Origin of the sequence: Fictibacillus phosphorivorans, from assembly GCF_023715845.1 — a bacterium.
Classification (GTDB): domain Bacteria; phylum Bacillota; class Bacilli; order Bacillales; family Fictibacillaceae; genus Fictibacillus; species Fictibacillus phosphorivorans_D.
In genome coordinates, this window is record NZ_JAMBOR010000004.1 from 60,016 (window position 1) to 86,854 (window position 26,839).

The 26,839-nt window shown below is 38.6% G+C and carries 26 protein-coding genes; 2 read left to right on the forward strand and 24 right to left on the reverse strand.

The window, feature by feature from the left end:
• The first annotated feature begins 35 nt into the window (after positions 1 to 35).
• On the forward strand, positions 36 to 542 hold the full coding sequence (locus tag M3206_RS04855; RefSeq protein WP_251311366.1) for a hypothetical protein: 507 nt from the start codon (positions 36 to 38) through the stop codon (positions 540 to 542).
• Between the two features lie 21 nt (positions 543 to 563).
• Here the strand turns inward: M3206_RS04855 and M3206_RS04860 are convergent, their stop codons facing one another.
• The 22 genes from M3206_RS04860 to M3206_RS04965 all read right to left on the reverse strand — a co-directional run bounded on the left by M3206_RS04860 (position 564) and on the right by M3206_RS04965 (position 23,025).
• A complete protein-coding gene (locus M3206_RS04860; RefSeq protein ID WP_251311367.1) occupies positions 564 to 2,195 on the reverse strand; it encodes a b(o/a)3-type cytochrome-c oxidase subunit 1 in 1,632 nt (543 codons plus the stop codon).
• Entirely contained in the window at positions 2,192 to 2,662 is a 471-nt protein-coding gene (locus tag M3206_RS04865) for a cytochrome c oxidase subunit II (RefSeq protein ID WP_251311368.1), read from the reverse strand. Before M3206_RS04865 ends, M3206_RS04860 begins: the two co-directional genes overlap by 4 nt.
• A gap of 12 nt (positions 2,663 to 2,674) precedes the next feature.
• Complete coding sequence (locus tag M3206_RS04870) at positions 2,675 to 2,821, reverse strand: cytochrome c oxidase subunit 2A (protein ID WP_251311369.1); 147 nt, start codon at positions 2,819 to 2,821, stop codon at positions 2,675 to 2,677.
• 133 nt (positions 2,822 to 2,954) lie between these two features.
• The gene (mqnC, locus tag M3206_RS04875; RefSeq protein WP_251311370.1) at positions 2,955 to 4,061 is read right to left on the reverse strand and encodes a cyclic dehypoxanthinyl futalosine synthase; all 1,107 of its coding nucleotides are present in this window, start codon (positions 4,059 to 4,061) and stop codon (positions 2,955 to 2,957) included.
• A gap of 136 nt (positions 4,062 to 4,197) precedes the next feature.
• Positions 4,198 to 5,142 (reverse strand): primosomal protein DnaI, encoded by a 945-nt coding sequence (gene dnaI / locus M3206_RS04880; RefSeq protein WP_251311371.1) that lies wholly within the window; start codon positions 5,140 to 5,142, stop codon positions 4,198 to 4,200.
• Positions 5,143 to 5,155: 13 nt separating this feature from the next.
• Positions 5,156 to 6,541 carry a replication initiation and membrane attachment family protein gene (locus M3206_RS04885; protein WP_251311372.1) on the reverse strand — a complete coding sequence of 462 codons (1,386 nt, stop codon included), beginning with the start codon at positions 6,539 to 6,541 and terminating at the stop codon, positions 5,156 to 5,158.
• Between the two features lie 127 nt (positions 6,542 to 6,668).
• Positions 6,669 to 7,130, reverse strand: coding sequence for a transcriptional regulator NrdR (gene nrdR, locus M3206_RS04890; protein WP_130294516.1), 462 nt, complete (start codon positions 7,128 to 7,130; stop codon positions 6,669 to 6,671).
• 72 nt (positions 7,131 to 7,202) lie between these two features.
• Complete coding sequence (locus M3206_RS04895) at positions 7,203 to 7,598, reverse strand: cytosolic protein (protein ID WP_251311373.1); 396 nt, start codon at positions 7,596 to 7,598, stop codon at positions 7,203 to 7,205.
• Between the two features lie 125 nt (positions 7,599 to 7,723).
• On the reverse strand, positions 7,724 to 8,107 hold the full coding sequence (gene speD, locus M3206_RS04900) for an adenosylmethionine decarboxylase (protein ID WP_251311374.1): 384 nt from the start codon (positions 8,105 to 8,107) through the stop codon (positions 7,724 to 7,726).
• Between the two features lie 283 nt (positions 8,108 to 8,390).
• Positions 8,391 to 9,434 (reverse strand): glyceraldehyde-3-phosphate dehydrogenase, encoded by a 1,044-nt coding sequence (locus M3206_RS04905; protein ID WP_251311375.1) that lies wholly within the window; start codon positions 9,432 to 9,434, stop codon positions 8,391 to 8,393.
• Positions 9,435 to 9,753: 319 nt separating this feature from the next.
• The gene (coaE, locus tag M3206_RS04910; RefSeq protein ID WP_251311376.1) at positions 9,754 to 10,359 is read right to left on the reverse strand and encodes a dephospho-CoA kinase; all 606 of its coding nucleotides are present in this window, start codon (positions 10,357 to 10,359) and stop codon (positions 9,754 to 9,756) included.
• Between the two features lie 14 nt (positions 10,360 to 10,373).
• Positions 10,374 to 11,006, reverse strand: coding sequence for a sporulation membrane protein YtaF (gene ytaF, locus M3206_RS04915; protein WP_251311377.1), 633 nt, complete (start codon positions 11,004 to 11,006; stop codon positions 10,374 to 10,376).
• A 60-nt stretch (positions 11,007 to 11,066) separates the two neighbouring features.
• Entirely contained in the window at positions 11,067 to 11,888 is an 822-nt protein-coding gene (mutM, locus tag M3206_RS04920) for a DNA-formamidopyrimidine glycosylase (protein ID WP_251311378.1), read from the reverse strand.
• Between the two features lie 64 nt (positions 11,889 to 11,952).
• The gene (gene polA / locus M3206_RS04925) at positions 11,953 to 14,622 is read right to left on the reverse strand and encodes a DNA polymerase I (RefSeq protein ID WP_251311379.1); all 2,670 of its coding nucleotides are present in this window, start codon (positions 14,620 to 14,622) and stop codon (positions 11,953 to 11,955) included.
• A 114-nt stretch (positions 14,623 to 14,736) separates the two neighbouring features.
• The gene (locus M3206_RS04930) at positions 14,737 to 15,195 is read right to left on the reverse strand and encodes a hypothetical protein (RefSeq protein WP_251311380.1); all 459 of its coding nucleotides are present in this window, start codon (positions 15,193 to 15,195) and stop codon (positions 14,737 to 14,739) included.
• A gap of 474 nt (positions 15,196 to 15,669) precedes the next feature.
• Positions 15,670 to 17,400: a two-component system histidine kinase PnpS gene (gene pnpS / locus M3206_RS04935; protein ID WP_251311381.1), complete on the reverse strand. Its 1,731-nt coding sequence runs from the start codon at positions 17,398 to 17,400 to the stop codon at positions 15,670 to 15,672.
• Complete coding sequence (locus M3206_RS04940) at positions 17,400 to 18,107, reverse strand: response regulator transcription factor (protein ID WP_251311382.1); 708 nt, start codon at positions 18,105 to 18,107, stop codon at positions 17,400 to 17,402. Before M3206_RS04940 ends, pnpS begins: the two co-directional genes overlap by 1 nt.
• 175 nt (positions 18,108 to 18,282) lie before the next feature.
• On the reverse strand, positions 18,283 to 18,759 hold the full coding sequence (locus tag M3206_RS04945) for a MaoC family dehydratase (RefSeq protein ID WP_251311383.1): 477 nt from the start codon (positions 18,757 to 18,759) through the stop codon (positions 18,283 to 18,285).
• Positions 18,760 to 18,841: 82 nt separating this feature from the next.
• Positions 18,842 to 19,780: a malate dehydrogenase gene (gene mdh, locus M3206_RS04950; RefSeq protein ID WP_251311384.1), complete on the reverse strand. Its 939-nt coding sequence runs from the start codon at positions 19,778 to 19,780 to the stop codon at positions 18,842 to 18,844.
• A 78-nt stretch (positions 19,781 to 19,858) separates the two neighbouring features.
• Positions 19,859 to 21,130, reverse strand: coding sequence for an NADP-dependent isocitrate dehydrogenase (icd, locus tag M3206_RS04955; RefSeq protein ID WP_251311385.1), 1,272 nt, complete (start codon positions 21,128 to 21,130; stop codon positions 19,859 to 19,861).
• Positions 21,131 to 21,244: 114 nt separating this feature from the next.
• Complete coding sequence (gene citZ / locus M3206_RS04960) at positions 21,245 to 22,360, reverse strand: citrate synthase (protein WP_251311386.1); 1,116 nt, start codon at positions 22,358 to 22,360, stop codon at positions 21,245 to 21,247.
• Positions 22,361 to 22,566: 206 nt separating this feature from the next.
• On the reverse strand, positions 22,567 to 23,025 hold the full coding sequence (locus M3206_RS04965) for a DUF441 domain-containing protein (protein ID WP_251311387.1): 459 nt from the start codon (positions 23,023 to 23,025) through the stop codon (positions 22,567 to 22,569).
• Positions 23,026 to 23,120: 95 nt separating this feature from the next.
• Here M3206_RS04965 and ytvI point away from each other — a divergent pair, with 95 nt between their 5' ends.
• The gene (ytvI, locus tag M3206_RS04970) at positions 23,121 to 24,236 is read left to right on the forward strand and encodes a sporulation integral membrane protein YtvI (RefSeq protein WP_251311388.1); all 1,116 of its coding nucleotides are present in this window, start codon (positions 23,121 to 23,123) and stop codon (positions 24,234 to 24,236) included.
• A 224-nt stretch (positions 24,237 to 24,460) separates the two neighbouring features.
• On the opposite strand, the gene M3206_RS04975 is transcribed toward ytvI, so the two are convergent.
• Together M3206_RS04975 and pyk are read right to left on the reverse strand one after the other, a co-directional pair.
• Complete coding sequence (locus M3206_RS04975; protein ID WP_251311389.1) at positions 24,461 to 24,859, reverse strand: FxsA family protein; 399 nt, start codon at positions 24,857 to 24,859, stop codon at positions 24,461 to 24,463.
• A gap of 135 nt (positions 24,860 to 24,994) precedes the next feature.
• Entirely contained in the window at positions 24,995 to 26,749 is a 1,755-nt protein-coding gene (gene pyk / locus M3206_RS04980) for a pyruvate kinase (protein ID WP_251311510.1), read from the reverse strand.
• Positions 26,750 to 26,839 lie beyond the last annotated feature (90 nt).

Here is a 26,839-nt window from a genome sequence, read left to right on the forward strand (position 1 = left end):
TTTGTTTTACCCTTTATAAAAAGGAGAGATTCTAAATGACTGCAGCAGTCATACTTACCGAGCCCAGCAAATCTAATCCATTATCATACGGTGATAAATCAGCAGTCGTCCGCATAATCATCGAACTTACCCCCTATTTCAAAGAAATCATTGTAATAACCGAACAGCCCCGCGCTTATTTGCCTTATGTAAAAGATTCTGCGCGAATTCTAACGCCTTTTTACAAAGGATTGAAGCCTTTATCTTTTATCTATGCTGCATTATCCCTTGCGATCTCTGAAGAGATTTGGATTCTTCACGAGTCTTTTCCTTTTCCCGGCATTCATACGTTTAAGGAAATCAAACGATTAAAAGACTCCAAGGGTTCCCAATGTGCAGTATATGATACAAATCATAAAGACCTTTTATATAGTATATTGGATAAACGTGTTGTTTCTGTTTTATATGAAGTCATGACCACCGGAAATCAAATAGCTGATTTTTACAACCATATAAACTGGACAGCTCTTTCCTTACAAAAAAAGAAAAGCTTGCAAACTTGATGAAGTTTGCAAGCTTTTTACTTACCAAAATTTATAACCTGGGGATCCTGGTGGTCCATGTTCGATCATATGCCAAAATGGCAGCGTATAAGCAATGAAGATTAATGCCGCAGAAATGCCTACCCAGAGCTTCCAATTCTCTAGAATGATTGGAGTAGATGTCGCTTTCTCTTCTACCTCACCAAGTGGAAAATCCATCTCCCCTATTGGTGCTTTAAAAGCGAGATATCCAATGATATAGATCAATAGTAAGATCGCTAGAAAAAGAATCGTCCCTCCGATCGCCATCGCTGCTTGGTAAGGGACCCAGTCCAAGGCTTGAGGATGATCGGAGTATGTCGTATAAGCAGTTCTACGTGGTGCTCCAAACAGACCTACTACATGCATGGCACCTGACATAAAGGCCATCCCTATCGTCCACATGATTGTCTGAATGATTCCAAGTTTATTCATTTGTGGCGTTAGCGTTCTTCCACTCAGATATGGAACAAGCCAATAGGCGATCCCGAAAAAAGTAAGTGCAACCGTTGAAGCTACTGTTAGATGAAAGTGTCCAGTTACCCATAAGGTATTATGAATAACCTGGTTTAATTGGTGACTCGCGTTAATGATTCCCCCAGCCCCTGCGGGTACAAAAATCAGCATACCCATCATCGGCGCAAAGAAACGTACATCTTTCCATGGTAAAACTTTTACCCACCCAAAAAGACCTCTTGCACCTTTTTTCCTGCCTGCTGTTTCAAAAACGGCAAACATAGAAAATGCAGTCATTAATGAAGGAACGATTACCATAAATGTAAGAACGACTTGGAAAAACTTCCATGAATGCGAGATACCAGGTTCTAATAGCTGATGGTGAAAGCCTACTGGAATACTAAATAAAAGAAAGAGCACGAAGGCAAGCCTTGCTAATGCATCACTGAATATTTTTCCTCCAATAATTTTTGGAATGACCACATACCAGCACATATAAGCGGGAAGAAGCCAAAAATACACGAGTGGGTGCCCAAAGTACCAGAACAGCGTCCGGCTGATTAAGATATCAATCTTATCTACCCAGCCGATCGACCAGGGAATGAACTGCAGGAGGATGGTAGCAGCAACACCTAAAGTTGCAATAAACCATAAGGCCATCGTCATAACAGCCATGTAGCTAAACAGAGGCGACAGTTTGTTATTCGTTTTTTTCTTCCAAATATAATACTGATTCCACATGGAGAAAGCGCATAGCCAACTCCCTACTACGACATGAACGAGTGCTACATAAAACCACGGTGATGCCTGCAGCGGAGCGTAGAACGTATAAAGCACAGTAGCTTTGTTCAACAGAATAAAGATGGTTGCTAAGATCGTTCCAAAAGTCATCATGACAAAGCCAAGCCATCCCGTTCTTCTTGGAACATCATAAAGTGCTCCCATCGTTTTGCTTATTCCCGCATATAAAAAGCCAACGATAAAGAAAGTTGTAAATATAAGTGCTAATAAAACACCATGTGCCGTTAACAATTGATAATATCCGATTGATAGCGGAAGCTCGATCGTTCCGCTTCTCACCAGTGTCTGTAACAGACCTGCTATGGCACCTATAAATAAAGCCAGAAAACTAATACTTAAAAAAAACAGACTTAACTTTGCATCTCTTTTATCAATCATGACATCACCTCCAATGTCACCGCCATTACTTGATGACCTACTCCACAATATTCATTACAAAGAATAAGATATTTGCCAGGTTCCTCAAAAGTATATGAAATTTTGCTCACATATCCTGGGGTTACCATCATGTTTACATTTGTTGAAGGAATCTGGAAACCATGAACAACATCTGTACTCGTCACTTTAAAATGAACGGTAGATCCTTTAGGAACGGTCATTTTAGAAGGTGTAAATGTGAAAGCTTGCGCTAACATAATAGCTTCATACTCCTGGTCACCGACCTTCGTCATTCTAGGTTTATCGAATGGTGCTGTTACAGCCGCTTCTTTAGGGTCGATTGTTTCCATATGGCTAGGAGGCTGATTGCCCATCGCATAAGCTGAGACACCTACAATTAATAAAAAGACCGTTAAACATACTGCTCCCGACCAAAGCCAAATTTTTTCGTATTTATGCATATGCATCTTTAAAACCTCCTATCTAGATAGATACAGCAAGTAAACAGCGCCCCACGACAAAACGATAAACAGACCCACACCCATAACGGAAAGGAGTGTTCCTAGCAATTCATTTTCTTTTTTCACCTTTACTTTCTTATTCGTCTTTCTTTGCAGTTGAGCCATCTTCATTCCCCCTTACATTTCACACTTACAGAATACGTGCAATAAAAAAATACCGCTGTGACAAATGTCATAACGGTATCTGAACTAAAAAAACACCTGACACATTGAAGAAATGCTGTCAGGTGTTCTTGTATTAGTTTTGCATAACAAAATCTTTTTCCGCGTTCTCTTCATCTTTAAAAGTACGAAGAATTTCGTATTTCGTGTTTCGCTGAGCAGGAATTTTCCCTGCTTCACGGATAAGACGAAGTGTTAAGTTCGTGTTTACTTTATGCGTCGTTCCTGCAGCAGAAACAACGTTCTCCTCCATCATCGTACTTCCAAAGTCGTTGCATCCGTAATGAAGAGATTTTTTACCAACTTCAGGTCCCATCGTTACCCATGAAGATTGGAAGTTTGGAATGTTATCCAAGAAAATTCGCGAGATGGCCACATTCTTCAGATATTCTCTAGGTGTCGTTTTTTCAGCTTTCATATTGGTATTATCCGGTTGGAAAGTCCAAGAGATAAAAGCAAGGAAGCAGTTCGTTTCATCTTGAGCATCCCGTACTCTCTGTAAATGAAGAGCTCTTTCCTCAAACGTTTCCCCAAATCCGATAACCATCGTAGCCGTTGAATGCAGACCTACTTTTTTAGCTGTTTTCATACAATCGATCCACTCAGTCCATGAACCTTTTAATCTGCTGATTTTTTTCCGTGTACGATCATCAAGAATCTCCGCTCCTCCGCCAGGCAGTGAGTCAAGACCCGCTTCTTTTAATTCCCGAAGAACCTCTTCCAATGATAATCCTGATACCTCAACCATCTTCCACACTTCAGCTGGCGAGAAAGAATGCATCGTAATATCAAAGCGCTTTTTAATCTCTCTTAATAGATTCGTATAATAGCTAAACGGCAGGTTGGGGTTCGTTCCACCCTGCATTAATATTTCTGTACCGCCAACATCAACCGTTTCCTGGATTTTTTGAAAAATAATTTCATCATCCAGTACATATCCTTCTTCACTTCCAGGAGGACGGTAAAAGGCACAAAATCTGCAATATGTATCACAAAAGTTTGTGTAGTTCACGTTGCGTCCAATTACAAAAGTAGTAACAGGATCTGGGTGCCACCTTTTCATAATGATGTCAGCAACTTCTCCCATACGTTCTACTTCATCACTTTCATATAGTTTAACGGCATCTTCAACAGATAATCGTTCTCCATCTAAGGCTTTTTGTAAAATAGGTTCAATACTCATCGGTAACCTCCGAATCGAATTTCTTATGTATTTATCCTATCATATTTTTACTAGAAGACACAGCTTGTAAGGCAAAAGAAAAGGAAAAACAGCATAAAAAAAGACCCCCTGCCCGTGTTTACGGACAGAAAGTCTATTAAAATTCTTCTCGGAAATTTTTATTGCCACCCATGAAAACAGGCGTACTGAGATGCTTAATGCGCTCCATGATTCTTAGAGCTTTCACCTCATCAAGCCCACCCTTTTGCGAGTATGATAAATGCTGCTGCAGCATGTCAAAATCACAATTCGATGTATAAAGAGTTGGTAGCCTTTCCATCATTCGATATTGAAGGATGACCCCGATAATCTCATCACGAACCCAGTTCGTCATGTTCTCTGCTCCGATATCATCAAGCATCAGCACAGGAACGGTCTTTAAGAGTTCCATTTTAGTGTCAAAACTTCCATCGGAAAGAGATTGCTTCATCTCTCGTAAAAATTCCGGTGTATGGACCATCAGTGAATGAATACCTTTTTCAGCAAGACCATTGGCGATTGCTCCAAGAAGATAAGTTTTCCCTACACCGAACTTTCCATAGAAATAGATTCCTTTTACCTGCTGGTTGGTTCCCGCCATCTGTACGAACTCATACGCTTTAGAAATCGCATTCCGTCTCGTATCATCAACGGTATGTGTATAAAGACGATCGAACGTAGCACCCAAGATCTCTTTTGGTATAAAATAACTCTTAATGAGTGATGCCATCGATTTTTTCTGTTCATCGTGTACCTTCAGCTCACAAGGCTTGTACCGGAGTTCCACAGTCTGTCTCACTCTTGTAAGCTCTGACCGATAACCTTGCATCAAGTTCGGACACTTTTCTAGACCAGGACAATTGCTGCATGCCTGCTGTTCATTTTTAAACGTATAAAAACTAGATAATAATTTTGCTGCATGAGCATCTGAAATATCAGGGTTTTCTCTTAAAAAACGCATCACTTTTGGATCTGTAAGGACTTGTTGTTTCATTGATTCAAATTTTTCCTGAAATTTATCAAATCCCGGCATTTGCTTCACAGATTCCTTTATTGATTCCACGTTCATTCCCCCCTTATTTCGAATTATTTAACAAACTTTCAAGCCACTTACGATTTTCATCTTCATTTGCCGTGTTGCTGCTTTTATCTTCTGCTGACTGATTTTTTTCTGGTTTCAGCCAATCCGGAACAGACACATTTGGCTTTTGATCTCGATTGTAATACTTAGGTTTTGATGTTTTCTTTTCTTGCCATTCTTTTGCTTTTCTTTTTTCCTCACGCGCAAGCGCCATCGCTTCTGGAACTGTCTGTACCTTTTTCCGAGCCCAATGTGATGATATGCGTTCTATTAGTCCCTTGGCAAGTTTCATGTCATTTCCTGATAAGACATAATCTAATAAAACATTTGTTACACCAGGTGTTAAGTTTTGATCTAACATGCAATAGGCAACAAGCTTCAAATCAACTTCAGAAGGAGTTGTTCCGCTATAATCTTCTAACAGATGAAACGGTGAAACTTCTTCAAAGTATTTAATAAGTTCTTCCTCTTTTGATTTTGGTGTCATTCCTTGAAGTGCTTTAAGGTGCACAGGCTGTGTCCTTAAAGCGAGTACAGGCAGTCCCTCTTCATGTTCAAATCGATACCACTTTTGAATCTCTCTTTGCAGATCTTCAACTGTAATATCCCCTGTAGAATAATACACATTTTGTATCTGTCTGCTCATGTCCATCGGCTCAAGCTGATAGATATAAGCTAGTTTATAGATAGCTTCTTTAAGTTTTGGTGTTATTACTTCTTTCGGAACAACAAATGTTGAAATTTGATTAGCCATTGCTTCAAAGTCAAAGTCAGACTCACCTAAGTTAACCTTGCTCTCTACTCCCTTTTCTAAATATGAAACATTTTCAGAAGTAACCTTCTCATTGATTTCAGCGTAACTCCTTGAAGTCATTTCAGAAGGATGCAAGGAGGTAAAGACATCACTAAATGATGCCGTTACGTCAGTAAAGCCGGTTGAATCTACTTGCGGAATTAAAAAGGATTCCCTGATCTCATTAAACTTGGTTTGCCCAAGTCGATTGAATAAATAGATACTAAGGAAACCATCTGTAAAGAATGCTTTTGGAGAAAGGGGCATCTGTAGATCATAGAGATATTCCCTCGCGTCCTCACCCTCTTTTTTCAGCGTCTTTAACAATCCGATCGCCTCAAGCTTTTTTCTTCCGGTCAATATATCTTTTAAAGAAAATTGCGTTACGTTCATGAGATGCTGATGTTTTTTGGGACTGTGTTTCATTTTAGCTTCAGACCATAACGTTAAATATAAGCTATGTGCAAATGCGCCAATTAATGGCTGATAGAGCAAAGTAAGTACGTTTTGATCAACCTCATTCAATAAGCCTTTGCACTGGACGGAATAAGTATCAACGGGCACTACTTCCTGAAAATGTACCGTCATCGTTTTCACCCTTTGTATGCGTAAAATTCTCTTAACTATGAAAGAAAGGTGGCTGACGTTCTGTTTATCCGTCAGCCAAAGTTGCGCTATTACGATAAAAGAGCGTTATAGCTGTTCAACTGAAGCTTTAACGCTCATCTTTGTTAATCAGTTCCTTAAGTTCTTGAATAAAAACATTAATATCTTTAAACTGGCGATAAACAGAGGCGAATCTAACATAAGCGACCTCATCCGTTTTTGAGAGATGTTCCATCACCTGTTCTCCGACTGCTGTGCTGGAAACCTCAGACGTACCACTGTTTCTTAGTTCTTTTTCTATATTATCCACTATATTTTCAAGTGTTTCTAAGGGGACAGGTCTCTTTTCACATGCTTTAATAAGCCCTCTAAGGATCTTTTCGCGGCTGAATTCTTCTCTTTCCCCGCCCTTTTTAACAATGATAAGCGGTGTTTGTTCTACCGTTTCAAATGTTGTAAATCTATAGCTGCAATCTTCACATTCCCGTCTTCTGCGAATGGAACGGCCGCTATGTACAGGTCTGGAATCAAGCACTTTTGTTCCATTATGTTGGCAAGAAGGACACCTCATTGTAATCATCCCCAAAAAATTTTCTATTCTATATCTATCTTAAAGAAAAGGGAGGTTTGTGACAAGCTATTCCTATAAATTTTCAGCCATAGCTGTCCCCAAAAATGGAAGTCTTTGTTTTAATCTTTCATATATACTTGTTACTAGACGCTGGTTATAGCCAAAATTAAGAGGCAGAGCAGACTCCGTTGAAACATTCAGGTCTACGGCTGTGTGATTGTGTCTAACAGTAACTATACTTACGACAACAAAAGCATTTTTAGGTTTTTTTACCTCAAAGGTTACTTCTCCCCTCTCCTCAGAAAACGCTAGCTCTTTAAAGTTTGTTTCTTCTTCTAAGATTTGTTTTAATTCGTTCATCACTTTTGTCTTGCTAGCTTTAAAGTAATGGGTTTGAAGCCTTTCGTCCACATGACGTTCGCTCGTTTCTGCGTGATTTCCCAGTAGATTTTGAAGCTTTCTAAACATAGCAATCCTCCAAAACAACATAATTTATATCGCATTTTTCTCTATTATATATAAATTAAAGGCTCAAAACAGAAAAAATAAAAAAGAGGTGTGAAATTTCACACCCCGCTTACATTCTGTTTAAATTATTGAGCAGTAACTTTTGATTTGGTAAAGGCGACTGGACCCATTCCACGAGGAACTTCCAGATTTTCACGTTTTTTAGCGCCTAACGCTTCTGAAATATAATCAGCAGCTACGTTGGGATCAATACGATCTCCACACGTATAAACATCAATACTTGCATAACCATGCTCAGGAAAACTGTGAATAGTTAGATGAGATTCAGAAATAATGACTACTCCACTTACACCGTGCGGAGCAAATTTATGAAAAGCCACCTCACGAATTTCTGCACCAGCTTTCAATGCAGCATCTACAAATGTCTCTTCAATAAACTTCATGTCATTTAATTTTTCAGAATCACAACCCCATAACTCAGCAATTACGTGTCTTCCCATTGTATCCATTAGCATAGTCCCCCTTTTAAAAATAATCATGCCTTCAAGCATGCGGTATCGAACATCTACCACGGGGGCAAGTTAGTCCAAAGAGGTCCTAACCCTTTAAGTAGCATTCAATGCCTTAGTTTGCTTTATTTGAAGTTCACGAAACATAGTATACTTCTTTTAAAAATGATTTGCAATAACTCAAGGTAAATTTTTTAAATAGTTTTTTTGAAAATGCATATTGCGCCAAACGTAAAGAAGCCGGGGGAAATTCCCGGCTTCTAAATCTTACACATTATAATCTTTAGGAAACAGATGCGTTCTTTTCTAAAGGCATTTCGCTGTAAAGAGCATTTGCTACAAGCTTCGCTAAATCAACCACTCGGCAAGAATAGCCCCATTCATTATCATACCAAGCTAATACTTTAACTTTATTACCATCCATAACCATCGTTGATAATCCATCTACAATAGAAGAGTTTTCATTTCCGTTGTAATCAATCGACACTAAAGGAAGATCACTGTATCCCAAAACGCCTTTCATGGATCCATCAGCGGCAGATTGGAATGCATGATTCACTTGGTCTTTTGATACAGGTGTTTTTAACTCTATCACCACATCTACTAAGGATACATTTGGTGTAGGAACTCTAAGTGCCATTCCATTCAATTTACCTTCTAGATGCGGAAGTACTTTCGCAATCGCTTTAGCTGCTCCTGTTGAAGTTGGAATGATAGATGTTCCGCATGCACGGGCACGTCTTAAGTCCTTGTGCGGGTTATCTATATTTTTTTGATCATTTGTATAAGCATGTACCGTTGTCATCATACCTGATTGAACGCCGAACTGATCATCCAGTACTTTTATAACAGGGGCGAGACAGTTAGTCGTACATGAAGCATTCGAAATGATATGGTGTTCTGACGAAATGTAATCGCTGTCATTTACGCCCATAACAATTGTAATATCTTCATTCTTGCCTGGAGCTGTGATGATTACTTTTTTAGCACCGGCATCTATATGAAGTCCAGCTGTTTCTTGTGATACAAATTTTCCAGTCGCTTCTATTACGATATCAATTCCTAGATCACCCCAAGGTAACTCACGAGGATCGCGGGAATTTACTAATATTACTTTTTTTCCATTAATAAAAAGGGCATCTTCTGCAGCTACAACATCTCCTGGAAAAGTCCCATGTATGGAATCGTATTTAATCATATGAGCAAGTGTTTCTGCTGGATAGCTGGCATTAACAGCTACAACCTCGAAATCATCATTCTCCATCATTTTGCGGAAGACCATTCTTCCGATTCTCCCCAAGCCATTAATTGCAATTTTTGCTTTCATGAAGCTGCTCCTTCCAATGTGTTATACTTTATAGAGTCTCTCTCTGCAATTAGTATATCATAATACACGTTAAAAAGAACACACTTTTATTGAAATTAGGCAAAAAAGAGGCACGAATTGGTGAAAAAAAGGCTGCTTTTTGAATTGAGCCTTCCTTTTACGGTGGGTGGAGATTTCAAGTTTTGTTACGGTGTTTATTTCGAATTTGACCTAATAATCTTGATTTAGACGTAATTCCTAAATAAGAAGACCTAATTCCTCGCAAATCAGACTCAATAACAAAAAAAGGTCCTCTGCCGAGGACCGTTTTCTTACATAATTATATTTTGGAGTCAGTGTTCATAACTTCTTGAAGTTGAAGAATTAATTTTTGTTTTAATTCTTCTATTGTTTCATTATTTTCAATCACAACATCAGCTAACTCTTTTTTCTCATCAATAGGCATCTGAGCTGTTATCCTTGATAAAGCTTGTTCTTCCGTATAGCCATCCCGCTCCATTAAACGTTTAAGCTGAATGTTTGGATGAGTATAAATCAGCCATGTTTTATCAACCATATGGGTAAGTTTACTCTCAAATAATAAAGGGATATCCATGACCACTAAAGGATTACCCCTGCTCAAATATCGTTCAGCCTGGTTTTTCATTTCTTTCCGTACAGCCGGGTGAACGATTTCATTCAACTTTTGTCGTTTTTCAGCGTCATTAAAAATGATTTCTCCTAATTTTGCTCTGTTTAAAGTTTTATCAGCTAAAAGAATTTCATCTCCAAAAAACGCAATGATTTTTTTGTAAGCATCTTTTTCAGGCATAACAACTTCTCTTGCAATAAGATCAGCATCTATGACAGGTATCCCTTGTTCGCTTAAGATACGACTGGCTGTAGATTTTCCGGTTGCGATTCCGCCTGTTAATCCTATAATCAATGGTTTTCCTCCTGTTACATTCTTAATAAACCCATAACAATCAGTAGAATGCCTGGCAAAACAGATAAACGTTTCATCCAATTCGTATTATTAAAAAAATATAACCCCAATGCCATACCGCCCCATAAGAACAAAGCACTCATTACTGCAATGGATGCTGTAGTCAATAGAGGCGAAAGATTGATCAAGGCAGCTCCTATTCCCGCTCCGAAAGCATCGAGTGACAATGCAATACCCAGCAGAACCGCTTCCCATCCAGTAATGGAACCTGATTTATCTATATCAGCCATGACAGGTTTTTTTAAAATATGGATCACTATTCCCAGCGATTTTATTTCGAAAAGCACTAAATTTTTTGGTTCTGTTTCAATGTTTTCTTTCTCTGGTAAAAAAACCTGCCATAAAGAGTAGATGCCGATTCCGAGAAGAATGAGGCCGCCTAAAATCTCACCTGTTTTTGGAGTGATAAATCGTTCTAGCGTAAATCCAAGAAACATTGAAAGTAAGAAGGTAACTGCTGAACAAATGGCGATGATTAGTATCGAGCGAAAAGGAATTTTAATGGATTTCATTCCATACGTTAATCCTGCTCCAAAACTGTCCAGGCTGACGGCCAGTGCCAATAATACAAATGAGTAAGCCACCATGTCCCTGTACTCCTTTCAGTTAACGGTAAGAGCAGTATATGAAAGGAGTATAAAATTGGTTTATTTTTGACAGTTCTTACAAATGTGAGTACCTCTCCCTGCAACAACCATGCGCTCGATCTCGTTCCCGCATATCCGGCAAGGCTCGTTCTTTCTTCCATAAACGAAAAGCTTAAGCTGAAATCCCCCTGCTTCACCCATCGAATTCGTGTAGGAACGAATCGTACTTCCACCATGTTTTACGGATTCAGCTAATGTTTCCGTAATGGCATTCTTCAATTTTTTTAGCTTGTGTATGGATAATTCATTTGCTGGTGTTTCAGGATGGATTTTTGCCTGAAATAATACTTCGTCCACATAGATGTTCCCGAGTCCTGCTATGAAAGTTTGATCGAGAAGCGCTGCTTTAATGTTACGTTTTGTTTTCAAGAATAATTTTTTCATAAGTCCCGCTGTAAGAGAATCCGATAAAGGTTCAACACCTAACGTACGTAAGGGAAGATGATTTTCCTCTGTACCCTTAGGATAGAGATGCATAGTACCAAATTTACGGACATCTCTATATCTGAGTTCTGTCCCATCTGTAAAAGAAAAGATCACGTGTGTATGTTTATCAGCAGGTTCTTCACTGTTAAACAGCCCGTATTTTCCTTCCATCCTGAGATGAGAAGCAAGAGAATCTTCATTAAGATAAAAGACCAGGAACTTTCCTCTTCTGTACACTTCTTCAAAACTCTGGCCTTTTAGCCTTAAAACGAATTCTTCTGTTTCTGGATGCTTGATGATATTATTCCAAAAGATTTTTACTTCCTTAATGACTTTTCCGGGTAGAAATTGGTTGAGTGTATTTTTTACATTCTCAACTTCAGGTAATTCAGGCACACGTTTCACCACACTTTACTATGAAAAACAGCACCCCAAGGGATTTGGGGATGCTGTTTTTTATTTATTTCGCTTCATACCATGAGTCGCCATAGCTTACATCGACTTTCAGAGGTACATCTAGTTGGACTGCATGTTCCATAACATCACAGACGACTTTCTTCAGTTTTTCAATCTCATTTTCTGGTGCTTCAAAGATCAATTCATCATGAACCGTTAACAGCATTTTTGCTTCGAGTTTTTCTTCAAGGAGACGTTTGTCCATATCAACCATGGCTTTCTTAATAATATCAGCGGCTGTTCCTTGAATAGGTGTATTCATTGCAGTCCGTTCTGCGAAACTTCGCAAATTAAAGTTTCTGCTGTTGATCTCAGGCAGGTAACGGCGGCGATGAAGCAACGTTGAAACATATCCGTTATGTTTAGCTTCTACAATGCTATCCTTCATATATTGCTGTACACCCGGGAAACTCTCCAGATAAGATTTAATAAACTCTCCAGCTTCTTTTCTCGTAATTCCTAAGCTTTGAGACAATCCATAATCACTGATTCCATAAACGATTCCAAAGTTAACAGCTTTTGCGTGCCTTCGCATCTCAGAAGTTACTTCGTCCTTTTTCACATTAAAAACATCCATAGCTGTTTTCGTGTGAACATCCATTTCGCTTTGGAATGCTTCCATCAAGTTTTCATCCTGAGAAATATGAGCGAGTACACGAAGTTCGATCTGAGAATAATCCGCAGCTAAAATCTTCCACCCTGGCTGTGATGGTACAAAAGCATGTCTGATTTTTCTTCCTGCTTCCAGACGAATCGGTATGTTCTGCAGGTTTGGATCGATCGAACTTAGACGCCCCGTCTGTGCCAGCACTTGGTTAAAACGAGTATGAATTTTCCCTGTATCCTCATGGACTACTTTTAACAAGCCTTCAATATAGGTGGATCTAAGCTTTCCTAACTGGCGGTAAATAAGAATTTTATTAATAATTTCATGTTTGCCTTCTAGTTTTTCTAATACATCAACGGAGGTAGAATAGCCCGTTTTGGTTTTTTTAATTACAGGCAGATTTAATTTTTCAAAAAGAATCTCACCAAGCTGTTTTGGTGAATTAATATTAAATGAAACACCTGCAAGTTCATGTATATCTTTTTCAAGCTGTGAAAGCTGAGCTTCTAAATCAGTTCCCATTTCTCTAAGGGTATCCGCTTTAACCTTCACACCGATCTCTTCCATTTTTGCAAGTACCAAAGCCAATGGCATCTCTAAATCATAGAACAAGTTGCTTTGTTCATTTTCTTTTAATTTATCTGCTAACACATCGGTTAACGAGAAGATAGCATGTGCCTTTCGGCTAAGGTGCTCTGCAAGAATATCTTCTTCAGGCAGTTTTTTCTTTGCTCCTTTTCCATATACCTTCTCATTTGAATCAACGTTTAACTTTCCATACTGCTTTGCAACATCAGCTACTTCGTCTAATGACTCCGACGGATTTAAAAGATAAGAAGCTAGCTGAATATCAAAATCGATGCCTTTGAGTTGAATCCCTTGCCCATTTAAAGCTACATGCGCTCTTTTAGCGTCAAACATCCTTTTTCTTTGTTCCTTATCTTCAAGCCATTCTCTAAATTCATCGGAACCTTCAGCTAGACTTTTGGAAATATAATACGTTCCGTTTTCATTGCTTATCGCATAACCTTGAATTTCAGCTTTATGATAATCCTCAGTAAGCGTTTCTACAACTAAAGCAGATGGACTCTTCAGCATTTCAGAATTAATCGAAGAAACTCTTTGAAAATTTAATTCTTCTTTTTCAATCTCAGGTAAAAGTTCTTCGTCTCCGCCTAAACGTTCCAGCAAAGATTGGAAACCAAGCTCTTTAAACAAAGGAAAAACAGACTGGTTTTCATACCCTTCATAATTCGTATCTTCTAAACCAACCTCAATCGGTGCTTCTTTTGTAATGGTCGCAAGCTCCTTACTCATTAATGCCTGCTCTTTATTTTCTGTTAGGCGTTCTTTTAATTTGGCTCCAGAAATCTTATCGATTGAATCTAATACCTTTTCAATTGAGCCATATTCTTTGATAAGTTTGATGGCGGTTTTTTCCCCTACACCCGGAACACCAGGAATATTATCGGAAGGATCCCCCATCAGACCTTTCATATCTATGATCTGATCAGGGGTAATGCCGTATCGCTCGTTTACTTGCTCGACGTTATAAGCCTCTACTTCTGTTATCCCTTTTCTCGTTAGAACAACTTCTACATCGGGTGTTACAAGCTGCAGTAAATCTTTATCCCCTGTAAATACTTTTACATCCCAGTTGCCATCTGCGGCTTGTGAAGCGAGTGTTCCGATGATGTCGTCCGCTTCAAAATTTTCAAGTTCATATCTCTTAATCTTAAAAGCATCCAGCAACTGTCTGATAAAAGGGAACTGCTCTGAAAGTTCCGGCGGTGTTTTTTGGCGGCCACCCTTATATTCACCAAACGTTTTATGGCGAAATGTTGTTTTTCCCGCATCAAAAGCTACCAGCATATGTGTAGGCTTTTCATCTTCTAAGATTCTAAGAAGCATTTGTGTAAAACCATACACCGCATTCGTATAAACACCCTTATCATTGTTTAACAGCGGCAAAGCAAAAAACGCTCTATAGGCAATACTATTTCCATCTACTAAAACTAATTTATTTTTTCCCAAGTCCGTTACCTCCTGAGGACATTTCTCTATCATCTATTGTATCATGTCGACTAAAAGAAACAAAAAAGAAGGAACGAGTGGATCATTCCCCGCTTTTAAAATAGTTTTGTTAGCGTTGAATGTTGAAATGAGATTCTAAATTCAACGTTAGCGTCTCATGGTTTCTGGAAAAAGGATGGATAATACAATGAATGCTATCTCACCAATAATGAATATGAACGTCCAAAATTTTGCTTTACGAGAAAGTGGTGGCCCTTCACGTAACACTTTAATACCAAGTGGTACCAAAGCTACGCAGAGTCCAAATAAAATAAATGGGGATTCCAGTCTTGTGCCTTTTAAAGTCCCCAAAGGTAAGAAAAACATGGAAGCCAATGCTATTGAGCGAATTAAACCTAAAGTGTGTGAACGATATGCGCCGATTGCAAGTAGTACCCACCCTGCCATCATCCAGCCATTAAAGTAACGAATGATATGGAACACTTGATACGAATCATTTACTGCGTTTTTCGCAAGCTCAAGACTTTGTACATTTACAAGCTGGAAGGCTAAGTGATCAATGCCGCCATGAAAAACACGTCCTATTAAACCAATGATTGTAAACATACCACTGTCCTATGAATCTTACTAAAGTAATAACTCCTGGCCAGAGAAGGATACAACCAAGCACAAAACAACTGTAACTAGCAGTGATGAGGATAGGGTGCTCTGCATAGGCAGCAAGTTGAGCGTCATAGAAAAAATGAAACTCTATCCTAAGAAGAGAAGCGGTTAGTAATAAAAGTGGTCCTATAATTAATGAGAGTCCCCCCATCCAACGTCCAGGGAACCAAAAAGTTTGCTCTCTTACTTCTCTATCATTCATTCAATTATGAACCTCCACCCATAAAATTTTCTTTTCACCCATTTTCTATTTTAATGAGGATCCCCTAATTTTAACTCTTCTTTAAAATTCCCATATTTAAGATTAGATTTCCTTTGATCATTAACTCTTTTATATAATTGCTATTACTTTTTAGACGTAAAAAAAGCGAGGAGCTATAGTGAGCTCTCGCTAAGGAAGTGATAGGATTGTACACCTTAACACTCTATCTTTTTAGGGAATTGAATTGTAAATTGAGAACCTTTTCCTACCTTGCTTTCTACTTTTATTGTGCCCTGATGCGCTTCCACGAGATGCTTGACAATCGCAAGACCAAGTCCTGTCCCGCCTGAATTCCTGCTTCTTGCTTTATCTACCCGGTAGAACCGCTCAAATATTCGGGGGATCTCACTCTCTTTAATCCCGATCCCTGTATCTTTAACAATCAGTATCACATGCTCCTTCGTTTCGTTTACTTGTATAGTGATTGATCCACCAGCTGGTGTGTAGTTGAGACTGTTTGATACGAGATTGATAATAATTTGTTTTAGACGAGGGGCATCTCCTTCAATCATCGGAATACCCGATACATTTAGAGATAGTGAGATATGTTTCTTTTCAGCCTTTGGCATTAAGATCTCAAGGCTTTCGTTAGCCAATTGCTCCACGTTAACACTTTGTAATTCCAGGTTAAATCCTTGTTCACTTTTTGAGAGATCCAAGAGATCTTGTATCAAAGCTTGAAGGCGGTCACTCTCATTCAAAATAATCGTTAAAAACTTATTGCGATATTCTTCGTTCTCCCCAGCTCCATCTAATAGGGTTTCTGCAAAACCTTTTAAAGATGTGATGGGGGTTTTCAGTTCATGAGATACGTTCGCAACAAAATCCTTTCTGACCTGCTCGAGCTTTTTTAATTCCGTTATGTCATGGAAGACAAGTACGATCCCTCTTAGCTTACCTTTTACATCTAAGACAGGAGCACTGTAAACTTCAAAGTGTTTACGCTCAATATGAATCGGAATGACCACAATCTTTTTAACATTCATTTCTGTTAAATAGGTTTCTTTTACAATATCTTTAATTTCAGTATGCGGAAAAACTTCATAAAATAAATGCCCTGTCCAATAGCCAGCATGCTCTTTAAACAATTCTTTAAATGCTTTATTCACCAGATTAATGTACCCGTTAGAATCAATCAAAATTAAGCCGCTGCCCATGTTTTCAATCAATGTCGTAAGCCGATCATGCTGAGATTCTTGAGACTTTGTCATTTTTTTAAGATTTCGCGCCAGAACATTTAGTGAATAGTTGAGTTCACCAATATCTTCTCCATAATACTCGAATGTTCTAGCTTTAAAATTTCCTTTGGCGAGCTCTTTTGCCGTTCTGGTTGCCTCTTCAACTGGGCGTACAATTTTATGAATAACTTTAATAGATACATATAGGATGATCATAAAACAAGCTAGAAAACCGATAGACATCATCATCCAGATGGATCTTTCTTCATCTTCTGCCGTACCTTTTGTGACAGCTAACTGGATATAGCCTTTTTTTTTTTGATTTCGCTCAAACGTATAATAAATTTTATCGTCGTCCAATTGTTGAATGAGTGCTTTATTTGAAGATTGCTTTTCCGAATAATGAGAGGACATGTTTTTTGGACTATTTTCATCTGAAGTATGTGTTACGTTTCCGTTCGAATCCAGAACATAAATGTCTCCATTTAAATCCTTTGCTGCATATTTCAATAAACTTTTAATAGTAGATGACTCTTCTTCTTCATCCATTACTTGTTCAAGTAATCCTAATTCTCCCGTGTAAAATTGCAACCTTTTTTCCTTAACAGTATGATTTACAATGTTGCCCATAAGGAGTGCTAAAAGTATAAAAACCAATAATATCCCGAGTAAAAAAAACGTGAGTACTCGGTTTTTCATTTCATTCATTATTGAGGCTCCTCTAATTTATAGCCTAGTCCCCTAATCGTTTTGATATAGGTTGGTTTCCTTGTATTCATCTCAATTTTATCGCGAAGATGGCTGATATGAACATCAACAATCCTAGTATCGCCAACAAAATCATAGTTCCAAACAGCTGACAAAAGCTGTTCCCTGGAAAGAACGCGTCCTTTGTTCCTTGTCAGGTAAACCAATAATTCAAACTCTTTTGGGGTTAATTCAAGGGCCTCTCCTTTAAAATAAGCTTCATAATTTTCGGGGTAGATATCTACTTCTCCGATCTGAAGATGTTCTACTTTTTCTTTTTTGTTTTTTTCAGTATCTGTCGCACCGGTCCTGCGGAGAATTGCTTTTACTCTTGCAACAACTTCTCTTGGACGGAAAGGTTTTGTCATATAGTCATCTGCACCCAATTCAAGACCCAGCACTTTATCAAATTCATCATCTTTAGCTGTTAGCATTAGAATGGGTATATTTAATTTTTTTGAGTGAAGCTCCTTGCATACTTCAAGTCCATCCATTTCTGGAAGCATCAGATCTAATATGATCAGGTCAGGAATTTCGCGTTCTGCTTTTTCTAGTCCGTTTTTGCCATCCATTGCTGTTATTACTTGAAATCCTGCTTGCTCTAAGTTGAACTGCAACAATGTTGAAATTGAAATTTCATCTTCTACAACGAGTAATTTTTGGCTCATTTAAAATTCCCACCCTTTATACTGACTTTTACAAATTTATCATACTATTTTTTTGATAGTGTGTACAAAAAACACCCAATTTTCATCCTTGTTTAACAATATCTTTACACACTTTTTACATTTTCCGTGCTTCTTGAAGTTATTATTTAAAAAAACCCTTTCATCAGAAAGGGTTTTAAAAGTTTTCCATCGTGTGAGATGTTATAGGTTTAGGCGGATATGGTGGGCAAACTTGTAGATCTGCGTACAGTACTTCCTTGTCTTCTTCATTTTTTGCAGATACTTTTATATCAACCAAATGATTATTTCTGTCTACATCGGTAATTTCAAACAAAAAAGTTAGTTTTGAATAATGATAAACAGGTTTCACAAAATGAAAGTTTGATTGTGTGATTGAGCTTCCTGGACCAGGCAAGTATTTTGATACAGCTGAAGTTACCATTCCCATCAGCATAATTTGAGGTACTACTGGTTTTTTAAAAGGTGTAAGTGTCGCATAATCATGCTGGATAAAGAGCGGATTGTTATCATTCGTTAATCCTAGATACAGCAAAAGATCCTTATCCTCAATCGTTTCTTGCATTTCGAGCTTCTCGCCGATCTGAATCTCATTAATTTTTCGGCCAAGCTTTCTCTTTTTTCCAATCAACACTTTAGTTCCCCCCTTCAATGATAACGCTTTCATTTCAAATAGGAGAAAAGATTCGGGATATCTTCCCGAATCTTTTCTGTCATTATGCTAGAACCTTCATTACAGTTTTTACTGATTCTGCTGATTGATCAAGTGCAGATTTTTCTTCAGCTGTAAGCTCCAGTTCAATGATTTCTTCTAAACCATTGCCTCCAAGGATTGTAGGTACACCTAGACAAATGCCACTGTAACCATACTCACCTTCTAAATAGGCGATTGAAGGCAGCACTCTGCGCTGATCCTTCACGATAGCTTCTACCATCTCAACTAATGAAGCAGCTGGTGCATAATAAGCGGATCCGTTACCTAATAGGTTAACGATTTCACCGCCGCCTTTACGTGTACGTTCCACAATCGCATCCAGTCGATCTTTTGAGATTAATTTTTCTAAAGGTATTCCGCCCGCATAAGAGTAACGGACTAAAGGAACCATGTCATCACCATGTCCGCCAAGAACGAACCCAGTGACGTCTTTTACTGAAAGGTTTAACTCCATAGCAACAAAAGTTCGGAAACGAGCTGTATCAAGAATTCCAGATTGACCGATTACGCGATGTTTAGGAAATCCAGACTCTTTTAAAACCGTATAAGTCATGGCATCCACTGGATTTGTTAATACAATGAGCGTACATTCAGGAGAATGTTTAACAATTTCCTTTGTAACACTCTTCATGATCCCTGCATTCGTATTAACAAGATCATCGCGGCTCATACCAGGTTTGCGTGCGATACCAGCAGTGATTACAACAACATCAGAACCCGCTGTATCAGCATAATCGCTTGTACCCGTAATAGAAGCGTCAAATCCTTGAACAGGACTTGCTTCCATCATATCGAGCGCTTTACCTTTTGTAGGATTCTCCATTTGGGGAATATCGACTAAAACGACATCTCCAATCTCTTTCTGCCCTAAAATGAAAGCAGTGGTCGCCCCAGTAAATCCTCCACCAATAACTGAAATCTTTTTACGCTTGTTTGCCATGTCTTTCCCTCCAGAAACAGTATCGAAAACGTTTACTAAATGAGTGGAAGCAAAGCCCCTCATTAAAGGGGCTGTCGCTTACTTCATATTTTTAATTAGTTCATCTGCAAACTCAGAACATTTAACTTCTGTAGCACCGTCCATCAGACGTGCAAAGTCATATGTTACTACTTTGCTTGCGATTGTATTTTCCATGGATGCAAGAACAAGTTTAGCTGCTTCTCCCCAGCCTAAGTGTTCAAGCATAAGTACACCTGAAAGAATAACAGAAGAAGGGTTAACTTTATCTAGGCCAGCATATTTAGGCGCTGTTCCGTGAGTTGCTTCAAAAATAGCATGTCCTGTTTCATAGTTAATATTTGCTCCTGGTGCAATACCGATTCCACCTACTTGTGCAGCAAGTGCATCAGAGATGTAGTCACCATTTAAGTTCATTGTTGCAACGACATCAAATTCAGCTGGACGAGTAAGAATCTGCTGTAAGAAAATATCAGCGATTGAATCCTTAACGATAATCTTTCCAGCAGCCTCAGCGTCAGCTTGAGCTTTGTTCGCAGCTTCTTTTCCGCTCTCTTCAACAATACGGTCATATTGAGCCCAAGTGAATACTTTGTCTCCGAATTCAGCTTCTGCAAGCTCATAACCCCAGTTTTTGAAAGCTCCTTCTGTATACTTCATGATGTTTCCTTTATGAACAAGTGTTACACTCTTACGGCCTTCGTTGATCGCATATTGGATCGCAGCACGTACAAGACGCTGTGTACCTTCTGAAGATACAGGCTTAATACCAATACCAGAAGTTTCAGGGAAACGGATTTTGTTAACACCCATTTCATCTTGTAGGAATTGAATAAGCTTTTTCACTTCGTCAGAACCACTCGCATATTCGATACCTGCATAGATATCCTCAGTGTTTTCACGGAAGATAACCATGTTAGTATCTTCCGGACGTTTTACTGGTGAAGGTACACCATTGAAGTATTGTACAGGACGCAAGCAAGTGAATAGATCTAACTCTTGTCTTAAAGCAACGTTTAGAGATCGGATTCCTCCGCCGACTGGTGTAGTAAGAGGTCCTTTAATCGCAATTATGTAATCACGAATCACATCTAAAGTTTCTGATGGAAGCCATTCTCCTGTTTGGTTAAACGCCTTTTCTCCAGCAAGAACTTCTTTCCATACGATCTTTTTCTCACCGTTATATGCTTTTTCAACAGCAGCTTCTAAAACTCTTGAAGCCGCAGCCCAGATATCTGGTCCAGTCCCGTCACCTTCGATGAAAGGGATGATTGGTTGATTTGGTACATTCAACACTCCGTTGTCAACTGTAATACGTTCTCCGTTAGACATTCTAAATTCCTCCTATTTCTACAAATACATTTACTCTACTAGTCTACTAAAAAACATAGTGAAAAGAGAAGAAGAAACCCTTCTCTTTTTCAAATGGTTGTTATTCTTATAATTTTATCTTTGCTCTAATGGTACAAATTGCTGCCTATCCGGTCCGATATACTCAGCACGAGGACGGATCAGACGGTTATTTTCGTATTGCTCTAAGATATGCGCGATCCAGCCTGAAAAACGGCTGATAGCAAAGATTGGTGTGAATAGGTCATGATCGATACCCAGGCTGTGATAAACACTAGCAGAGTAAAAATCCACGTTAGGAAGCAAGCCTTTCTTTTGCTTTAACGTTTCTTCGATCTTTACGCTCATTGTATACCATTTTTCTTCTCCAGTGATCGAAGTTAACTGTTTAGACATTTCACGAAGATGTTTCGCACGTGGATCTCCGCTTTTGTAAACACGGTGTCCAAAGCCCATGATCTTTTGTTTGTTTTCAATCGCTTTATCCAAGTAAGCATCTACGTTAGCTTCTTCACCGATCTCAGAAAGCATTTTCATAACCTGCTCGTTCGCACCACCATGTAATGGCCCTTTGAGAGCTCCGATCGCAGCTGTGATACCAGAGTAGATATCGGAAAGTGTAGCAACACATACACGTGCAGTGAATGTAGAAGCATTTAATTCATGGTCTGCATGCAAGACAAGCGCTTTATTAAAAGCACTTTCAGAAATTTCATCAGGTTCTTTACCTGTTAGCATATATAAGAAATTTGCAGCATAGCTTAAATCTTTTTTAGGAGATATAGGATCTTTTCCATCTCTAATACGTGCAAATGCCGTAACTAGTGAAGAAATTTGTGCTTGAAGACGGATGGCTTTATTGTAGTTTCCTTCCGTAGACATATCCTCTGCATCCTTATCATACATCGCTAATGTAGACACGATTGTACGTAATACTGTCATTGGATGCGCGTTCTTCAAAGGAAGCGATTTCATTTGTTCCAACAATTCTGCAGGGAGTTCACTCGCTTTTGTAAGCTCTGCTTTAAACTCATCTAGTTCAGATTGATTAGGCAGTTTACCATTCCAAAGCAAGTATACAACTTCCTCAAACGTTGCATACTCAGCTAGGTCATCAATGCTATATCCTCTATAGGTTAAAACATCGTCAATGATAGAGCTGACAGAAGATGTTGTTGCAACAATTCCTTCTAATCCTCTTGTAGCTGTCATGGCTATCTCTCCTTTTTTTCTGTTATTCTCTCTTCTCCTTTAATTGTTTCATTTTTTAAAAAATAGAAAGAGCTTACAATTTTCTTCTCAAAAAAAGAGAAAAGAAAATGAAAGACTATTTAAAGGAAACGGGACATACACATCAATTATAAACAAAAATCTGATTTTTGTGAACGGTTAACGCTTAATTCATGAGTAATATCGGATTATGCTGTAAACATTCCTACAATTTTCATGGCAAGGTATGCAATTCCTGCACCGATTAAAGGTCCCACCGCAACTCCTTTAAAAATGGCAACTGCAAGAATCGTACCGAATACTAAAGCAGCGGTAATATGCGGGTCATTTTGAAGGAGTATCAGCCCTCTGCTGGCGATTATGGCTACAAAAATGCCTGAAAGCAGTGCAATCCACGCATAGAATGAACGGACTGATTCCTGCAGCTGTTTATACCCGATATCTCCCGTTGCAATTGGAATGAGTACCGCTATCGTTATAATAGTAACTCCCCAATTTATACCCTTTTGCTGTATGACAGAAAACCACTTATCACCTAAACCGGTAAATTTAAAGACTAACAAAAAAACGATAGCGATTATAAGGGATTGATTTTTGGCAACAAGTCCGATTACTAATAGACCGATTAAAAAAAAGAATGATTCCATAATAAATTCCTTTCTAAATAAGACTGTAGTTTCCCCGGCAATTTTACTGTTCTTTGAAGAATTGACGCAAGACATATGAAAGTAGGTGATGAACTTTGCAGATCGATCTGGTACAGCGGATCATTCGTTTGAGTTACATTATTATCATAGCTGCTGCACTGATTTTTACAGGATATTATGTTTCAGCCATTCTTTATCCCTTTATCGCAGGTGCTATAATTGCACTTATCATAAATCCATTAGTAGATTTTTTATCCAATCGTTTTAAGATGAACAGGACCATTGCAGTCATCATTTCTATTATAGCCCTTCTCGGATTTCTGGTTCTAATCCTTACTTTGCTTATCCAAGAGATGATGACTGGATTTGCTTATATTGCACAAGAACTGCCTTCTTATATTCAAGAACTCGTTTTTTATTTTGAGAACTATTTTAAAACGCAAGTACTTCCCCTATATCATGACTTACTTTCCATATACAGTAAGTTAGGTACCAATCAGCAGGAAACCGTAATGGACAACATCGAAAAAATAGGAACAGGGATTACGACAAGCGTAACAGGCATTACACAAGCTATTATTAATAGCGTGTCATTAATGATTGTAAGTTTGCCTACTTTTCTTACTGTATTTATCTTTTCCCTTCTGGCTGCCTTTTTTATCAGTAAGGATTGGTATCGGTTAACTGGGTTTTTAACCGGCATCTTTCCAGAAAAACTTACATTCACAGTTAAAACCGTTTATTTCGAGCTTAGAAAAGCTCTTTTTGGCTTTTTAAAAGCACAGTTTACTTTAATTTCGATTACGGCTTCCATCGTTTTAATCGGTCTTCTTATATTGAGGATTGATTATGCTGTTACCATCTCTGTTTTGATAGGAGCGATCGATCTTCTTCCTTATTTAGGAACTGGCGCCGTGTTTCTCCCATGGATCGCTTATTGTTTTTTGACAGGCAATTACACACTTACGATTGGATTATCCATTCTTTATGGGGTAGTTGTGATACAAAGACAAATCATGGAGCCTAAACTGCTTTCTCAAACAATAGGGTTAGATCCACTGGCAACATTAGCTGCTCTCTTTGCAGGATTTCAACTGTTTGGGTTCGTCGGTTTGATCATTGGTCCCGTTTTCCTCGTTGTAATCCGTGCTTTATACGAGGCTAAATTCTTTCATGAAATCTATCAGTTTATCATAAAGCCAGTGAAATAAATTACTCTTATGTAAACTCGTATATACAATGTTGTCCCTTTGAGAGCCTTTGATTTTCACTCCTGGTCCTTGCTTTCCATAGGGCGTGCGATGATCCTCCTGCCGCTTTGCGCTCTTCAATCAACTTTCATAAGAAGAGAAAACATTTTTAGCAACGATTACTTAGTGAAAACGGACATATAAAAAAGAACGTCTGCATACTGCAGCGTTCTTTTTTAGCGCTTTTAGAATGGTCGTCTTATGATATAAAACTGGCCAGACTTTAATTTATTATACAGTTTCGCTTTGAGCCACATCTTTACTACTTTACGGATTAGTGGAAGCAGCAGGGAGAATCCAGCTATGTCTGTAAGAAATCCAGGTGCTATTAGCAATGCACCACCTAACAAGATACAGGCTCCATCTAGTACTGCATCTCCTGGCATCTGTCCGTTTGCTAACTGCATGCGGATTTTTTTAAGGGTCTCTGTTCCTTCTCTTTTTGCCAGAAATGCACCTAGCAAGCCAGTAAGGAAGATAATAGCTATCGTTGCTGGAATTCCAATGTATTGTCCTACAGAAACGAAAAGTCCTACTTCAATGGCAGGCACAAGGATAAAAATTAGCAATAAGATTCTAAACATACTCTATTCACCGCTTTCACTCACAAAGGATAAAGATTCACTTTGTTTGCTTTTCCTTTGTCTAACCTATACATGTTTACGTATAAAAAAAGAGAAGGTTTCATCCCTTCTCTTTTTATTTTAGCTTATAACTTATTAGATTACATTCTTTCTGCCGTCATAAATGTATCCCATTGAAGCGTCAATGGTAATCTCTTGTCCATCCGTAAACAGTTCAGTCGCATTTTCAAGGCCGACGATTACAGGAATGCTCATAGAGACTCCACAAACTGCAGCATGACTTGTAAGACCGGCTTCTTCTGTAATAACAGCAGCAGCTTTTTCAAATGCAGGAATCATATCACGATCTGTTCCAACCGTAACAAGTATAGCTCCCTCTGTCATTTTTTCCATAGCCTCTTGCGCTGTTTTCGCTACTACTACTTTACCTGATGCTGAGGATTGTCCAATTCCTTGGGCTTTAGCAAGTACATCTCCGATGATATGCACTTTCATCAAATTCGTAGAACCTGATTCACCTACAGGTACTCCTGCAGTAATAACAACTAAGCTGCCGTGCTTAACTGCGTTAGCTTTAAGTGCTGAATCAATCGCCACCTGGAACATTTCATCTGTTGTTGCTGCTTTTTCACCAAACACAGGTGTAACACCCCAAACTAATGCAAGCTTGCGGCATACATCCTCATTACTTGTTACAGCAATGATTGGCGCTTTTGGACGATATTTTGAGATCATGCGTGCAGTTTGACCTTTTTCTGTAGCTGTAATAACAGCGTCTGCTTCTAAATTTAATGCAGTAAAGGAAACAGATTGTGAGATTGCATCTGTAATGGTTGTTTTACTTTCTTTGCTCTTAGAAGATAAAAGGTTCTTATAGTTTAGTGAGTTTTCTGCACGGCTAGCAATCTTATGCATCGTTAATACCGCTTCAACAGGATAAGTTCCTGCTGCTGTTTCACCAGATAACATGATTGCATCTGTGCCGTCAAAAATAGCGTTAGCTACGTCACTTGCTTCGGCACGTGTCGGACGTGGGTTGCGCTGCATGGAATCAAGCATCTGTGTTGCAGTAATAACCGGCTTTCCAAGTTCGTTACACTTTTTGATAAGCATCTTTTGAACAAGTGGCACTTCTTCAGCTGGAATCTCAACACCTAAGTCTCCACGTGCTACCATCAGACCATCTGAAACTGCAAGAATTTCATCGATGTTATCGACACCTTCTTGGTTCTCAATCTTAGGAATGATTTGAATATGATTTGCTTGATGTCTGTCTAAAATTTCACGAATTTCTAGAACATCTGTTGCACGGCGAACGAAAGATGCCGCAATAAAGTCAACACCTTGCTGAATGCCAAACTCAATATCCTTTGCATCTTTTTCTGTAATTCCAGGGAGTTTCACACTCACATTAGGTACGTTTACACCTTTTTTATTCTTTAAAGTGCCAGAGTTTAAGATTTTTGTTTTAAGTTCGTTGTTTCCGATCTCAATCACTTCAAGCTCAATAAGACCATCATCAAGTAAGATTCTTGATCCTACTTCAACATCTTCCACAAGTCCTGGATAAGTTACGGAGATTCTTTTATCGTTTCCGATGACTTCTTCCATAGAAATGATAAGTTCATTTCCAGCCACAAGCTCTGCAACTCCGCCTTCAAGGGTTTGTGTACGAATTTCTGGACCCTTCGTATCTAAAAGAATAGCAACCGTTTTGCCAAGTTCTTTTGCAGCTTTACGTATATTTTGGATTCTTTGACCATGCTCATCAAAATCACCATGGGAAAAATTCAGACGGGAAACATTCATTCCGGCGTTCATTAGATCTTTAAGTTTATCTATACTTTCGCTCGCCGGACCTATAGTACAAACGATTTTAGTTTTGCGCATCATATAAATGGCCTCCTGATTCTCTTTTTCGCAGCAAGAAGGCACCGTACAGACTGAAGAAATACTTCATCTATACGATGCTGTTGTGCG

Coding starts and splice junctions, on each gene's coding strand:
- M3206_RS04855 (WP_251311366.1), top strand. CDS start 36: ATGACTGCAGCAGTCATACTTACCGAGCCCAGCAAATCTAATCCATTA.
- M3206_RS04860 (WP_251311367.1), bottom strand. CDS start 2,195: ATGATTGATAAAAGAGATGCAAAGTTAAGTCTGTTTTTTTTAAGTATT.
- M3206_RS04865 (WP_251311368.1), bottom strand. CDS start 2,662: ATGCATATGCATAAATACGAAAAAATTTGGCTTTGGTCGGGAGCAGTA.
- M3206_RS04870 (WP_251311369.1), bottom strand. CDS start 2,821: ATGGCTCAACTGCAAAGAAAGACGAATAAGAAAGTAAAGGTGAAAAAA.
- mqnC (WP_251311370.1), bottom strand. CDS start 4,061: ATGAGTATTGAACCTATTTTACAAAAAGCCTTAGATGGAGAACGATTA.
- M3206_RS04885 (WP_251311372.1), bottom strand. CDS start 6,541: ATGACGGTACATTTTCAGGAAGTAGTGCCCGTTGATACTTATTCCGTC.
- nrdR (WP_130294516.1), bottom strand. CDS start 7,130: ATGAGGTGTCCTTCTTGCCAACATAATGGAACAAAAGTGCTTGATTCC.
- M3206_RS04895 (WP_251311373.1), bottom strand. CDS start 7,598: ATGTTTAGAAAGCTTCAAAATCTACTGGGAAATCACGCAGAAACGAGC.
- speD (WP_251311374.1), bottom strand. CDS start 8,107: ATGGATACAATGGGAAGACACGTAATTGCTGAGTTATGGGGTTGTGAT.
- M3206_RS04905 (WP_251311375.1), bottom strand. CDS start 9,434: ATGAAAGCAAAAATTGCAATTAATGGCTTGGGGAGAATCGGAAGAATG.
- ytaF (WP_251311377.1), bottom strand. CDS start 11,006: ATGGTGGCTTACTCATTTGTATTATTGGCACTGGCCGTCAGCCTGGAC.
- polA (WP_251311379.1), bottom strand. CDS start 14,622: ATGATAGAGAAATGTCCTCAGGAGGTAACGGACTTGGGAAAAAATAAA.
- M3206_RS04930 (WP_251311380.1), bottom strand. CDS start 15,195: ATGTTTACAATCATTGGTTTAATAGGACGTGTTTTTCATGGCGGCATT.
- pnpS (WP_251311381.1), bottom strand. CDS start 17,400: ATGAATGAAATGAAAAACCGAGTACTCACGTTTTTTTTACTCGGGATA.
- M3206_RS04940 (WP_251311382.1), bottom strand. CDS start 18,107: ATGAGCCAAAAATTACTCGTTGTAGAAGATGAAATTTCAATTTCAACA.
- mdh (WP_251311384.1), bottom strand. CDS start 19,780: ATGGCAAACAAGCGTAAAAAGATTTCAGTTATTGGTGGAGGATTTACT.
- icd (WP_251311385.1), bottom strand. CDS start 21,130: ATGTCTAACGGAGAACGTATTACAGTTGACAACGGAGTGTTGAATGTA.
- citZ (WP_251311386.1), bottom strand. CDS start 22,360: ATGACAGCTACAAGAGGATTAGAAGGAATTGTTGCAACAACATCTTCT.
- M3206_RS04965 (WP_251311387.1), bottom strand. CDS start 23,025: ATGGAATCATTCTTTTTTTTAATCGGTCTATTAGTAATCGGACTTGTT.
- M3206_RS04975 (WP_251311389.1), bottom strand. CDS start 24,859: ATGTTTAGAATCTTATTGCTAATTTTTATCCTTGTGCCTGCCATTGAA.
- pyk (WP_251311510.1), bottom strand. CDS start 26,749: ATGCGCAAAACTAAAATCGTTTGTACTATAGGTCCGGCGAGCGAAAGT.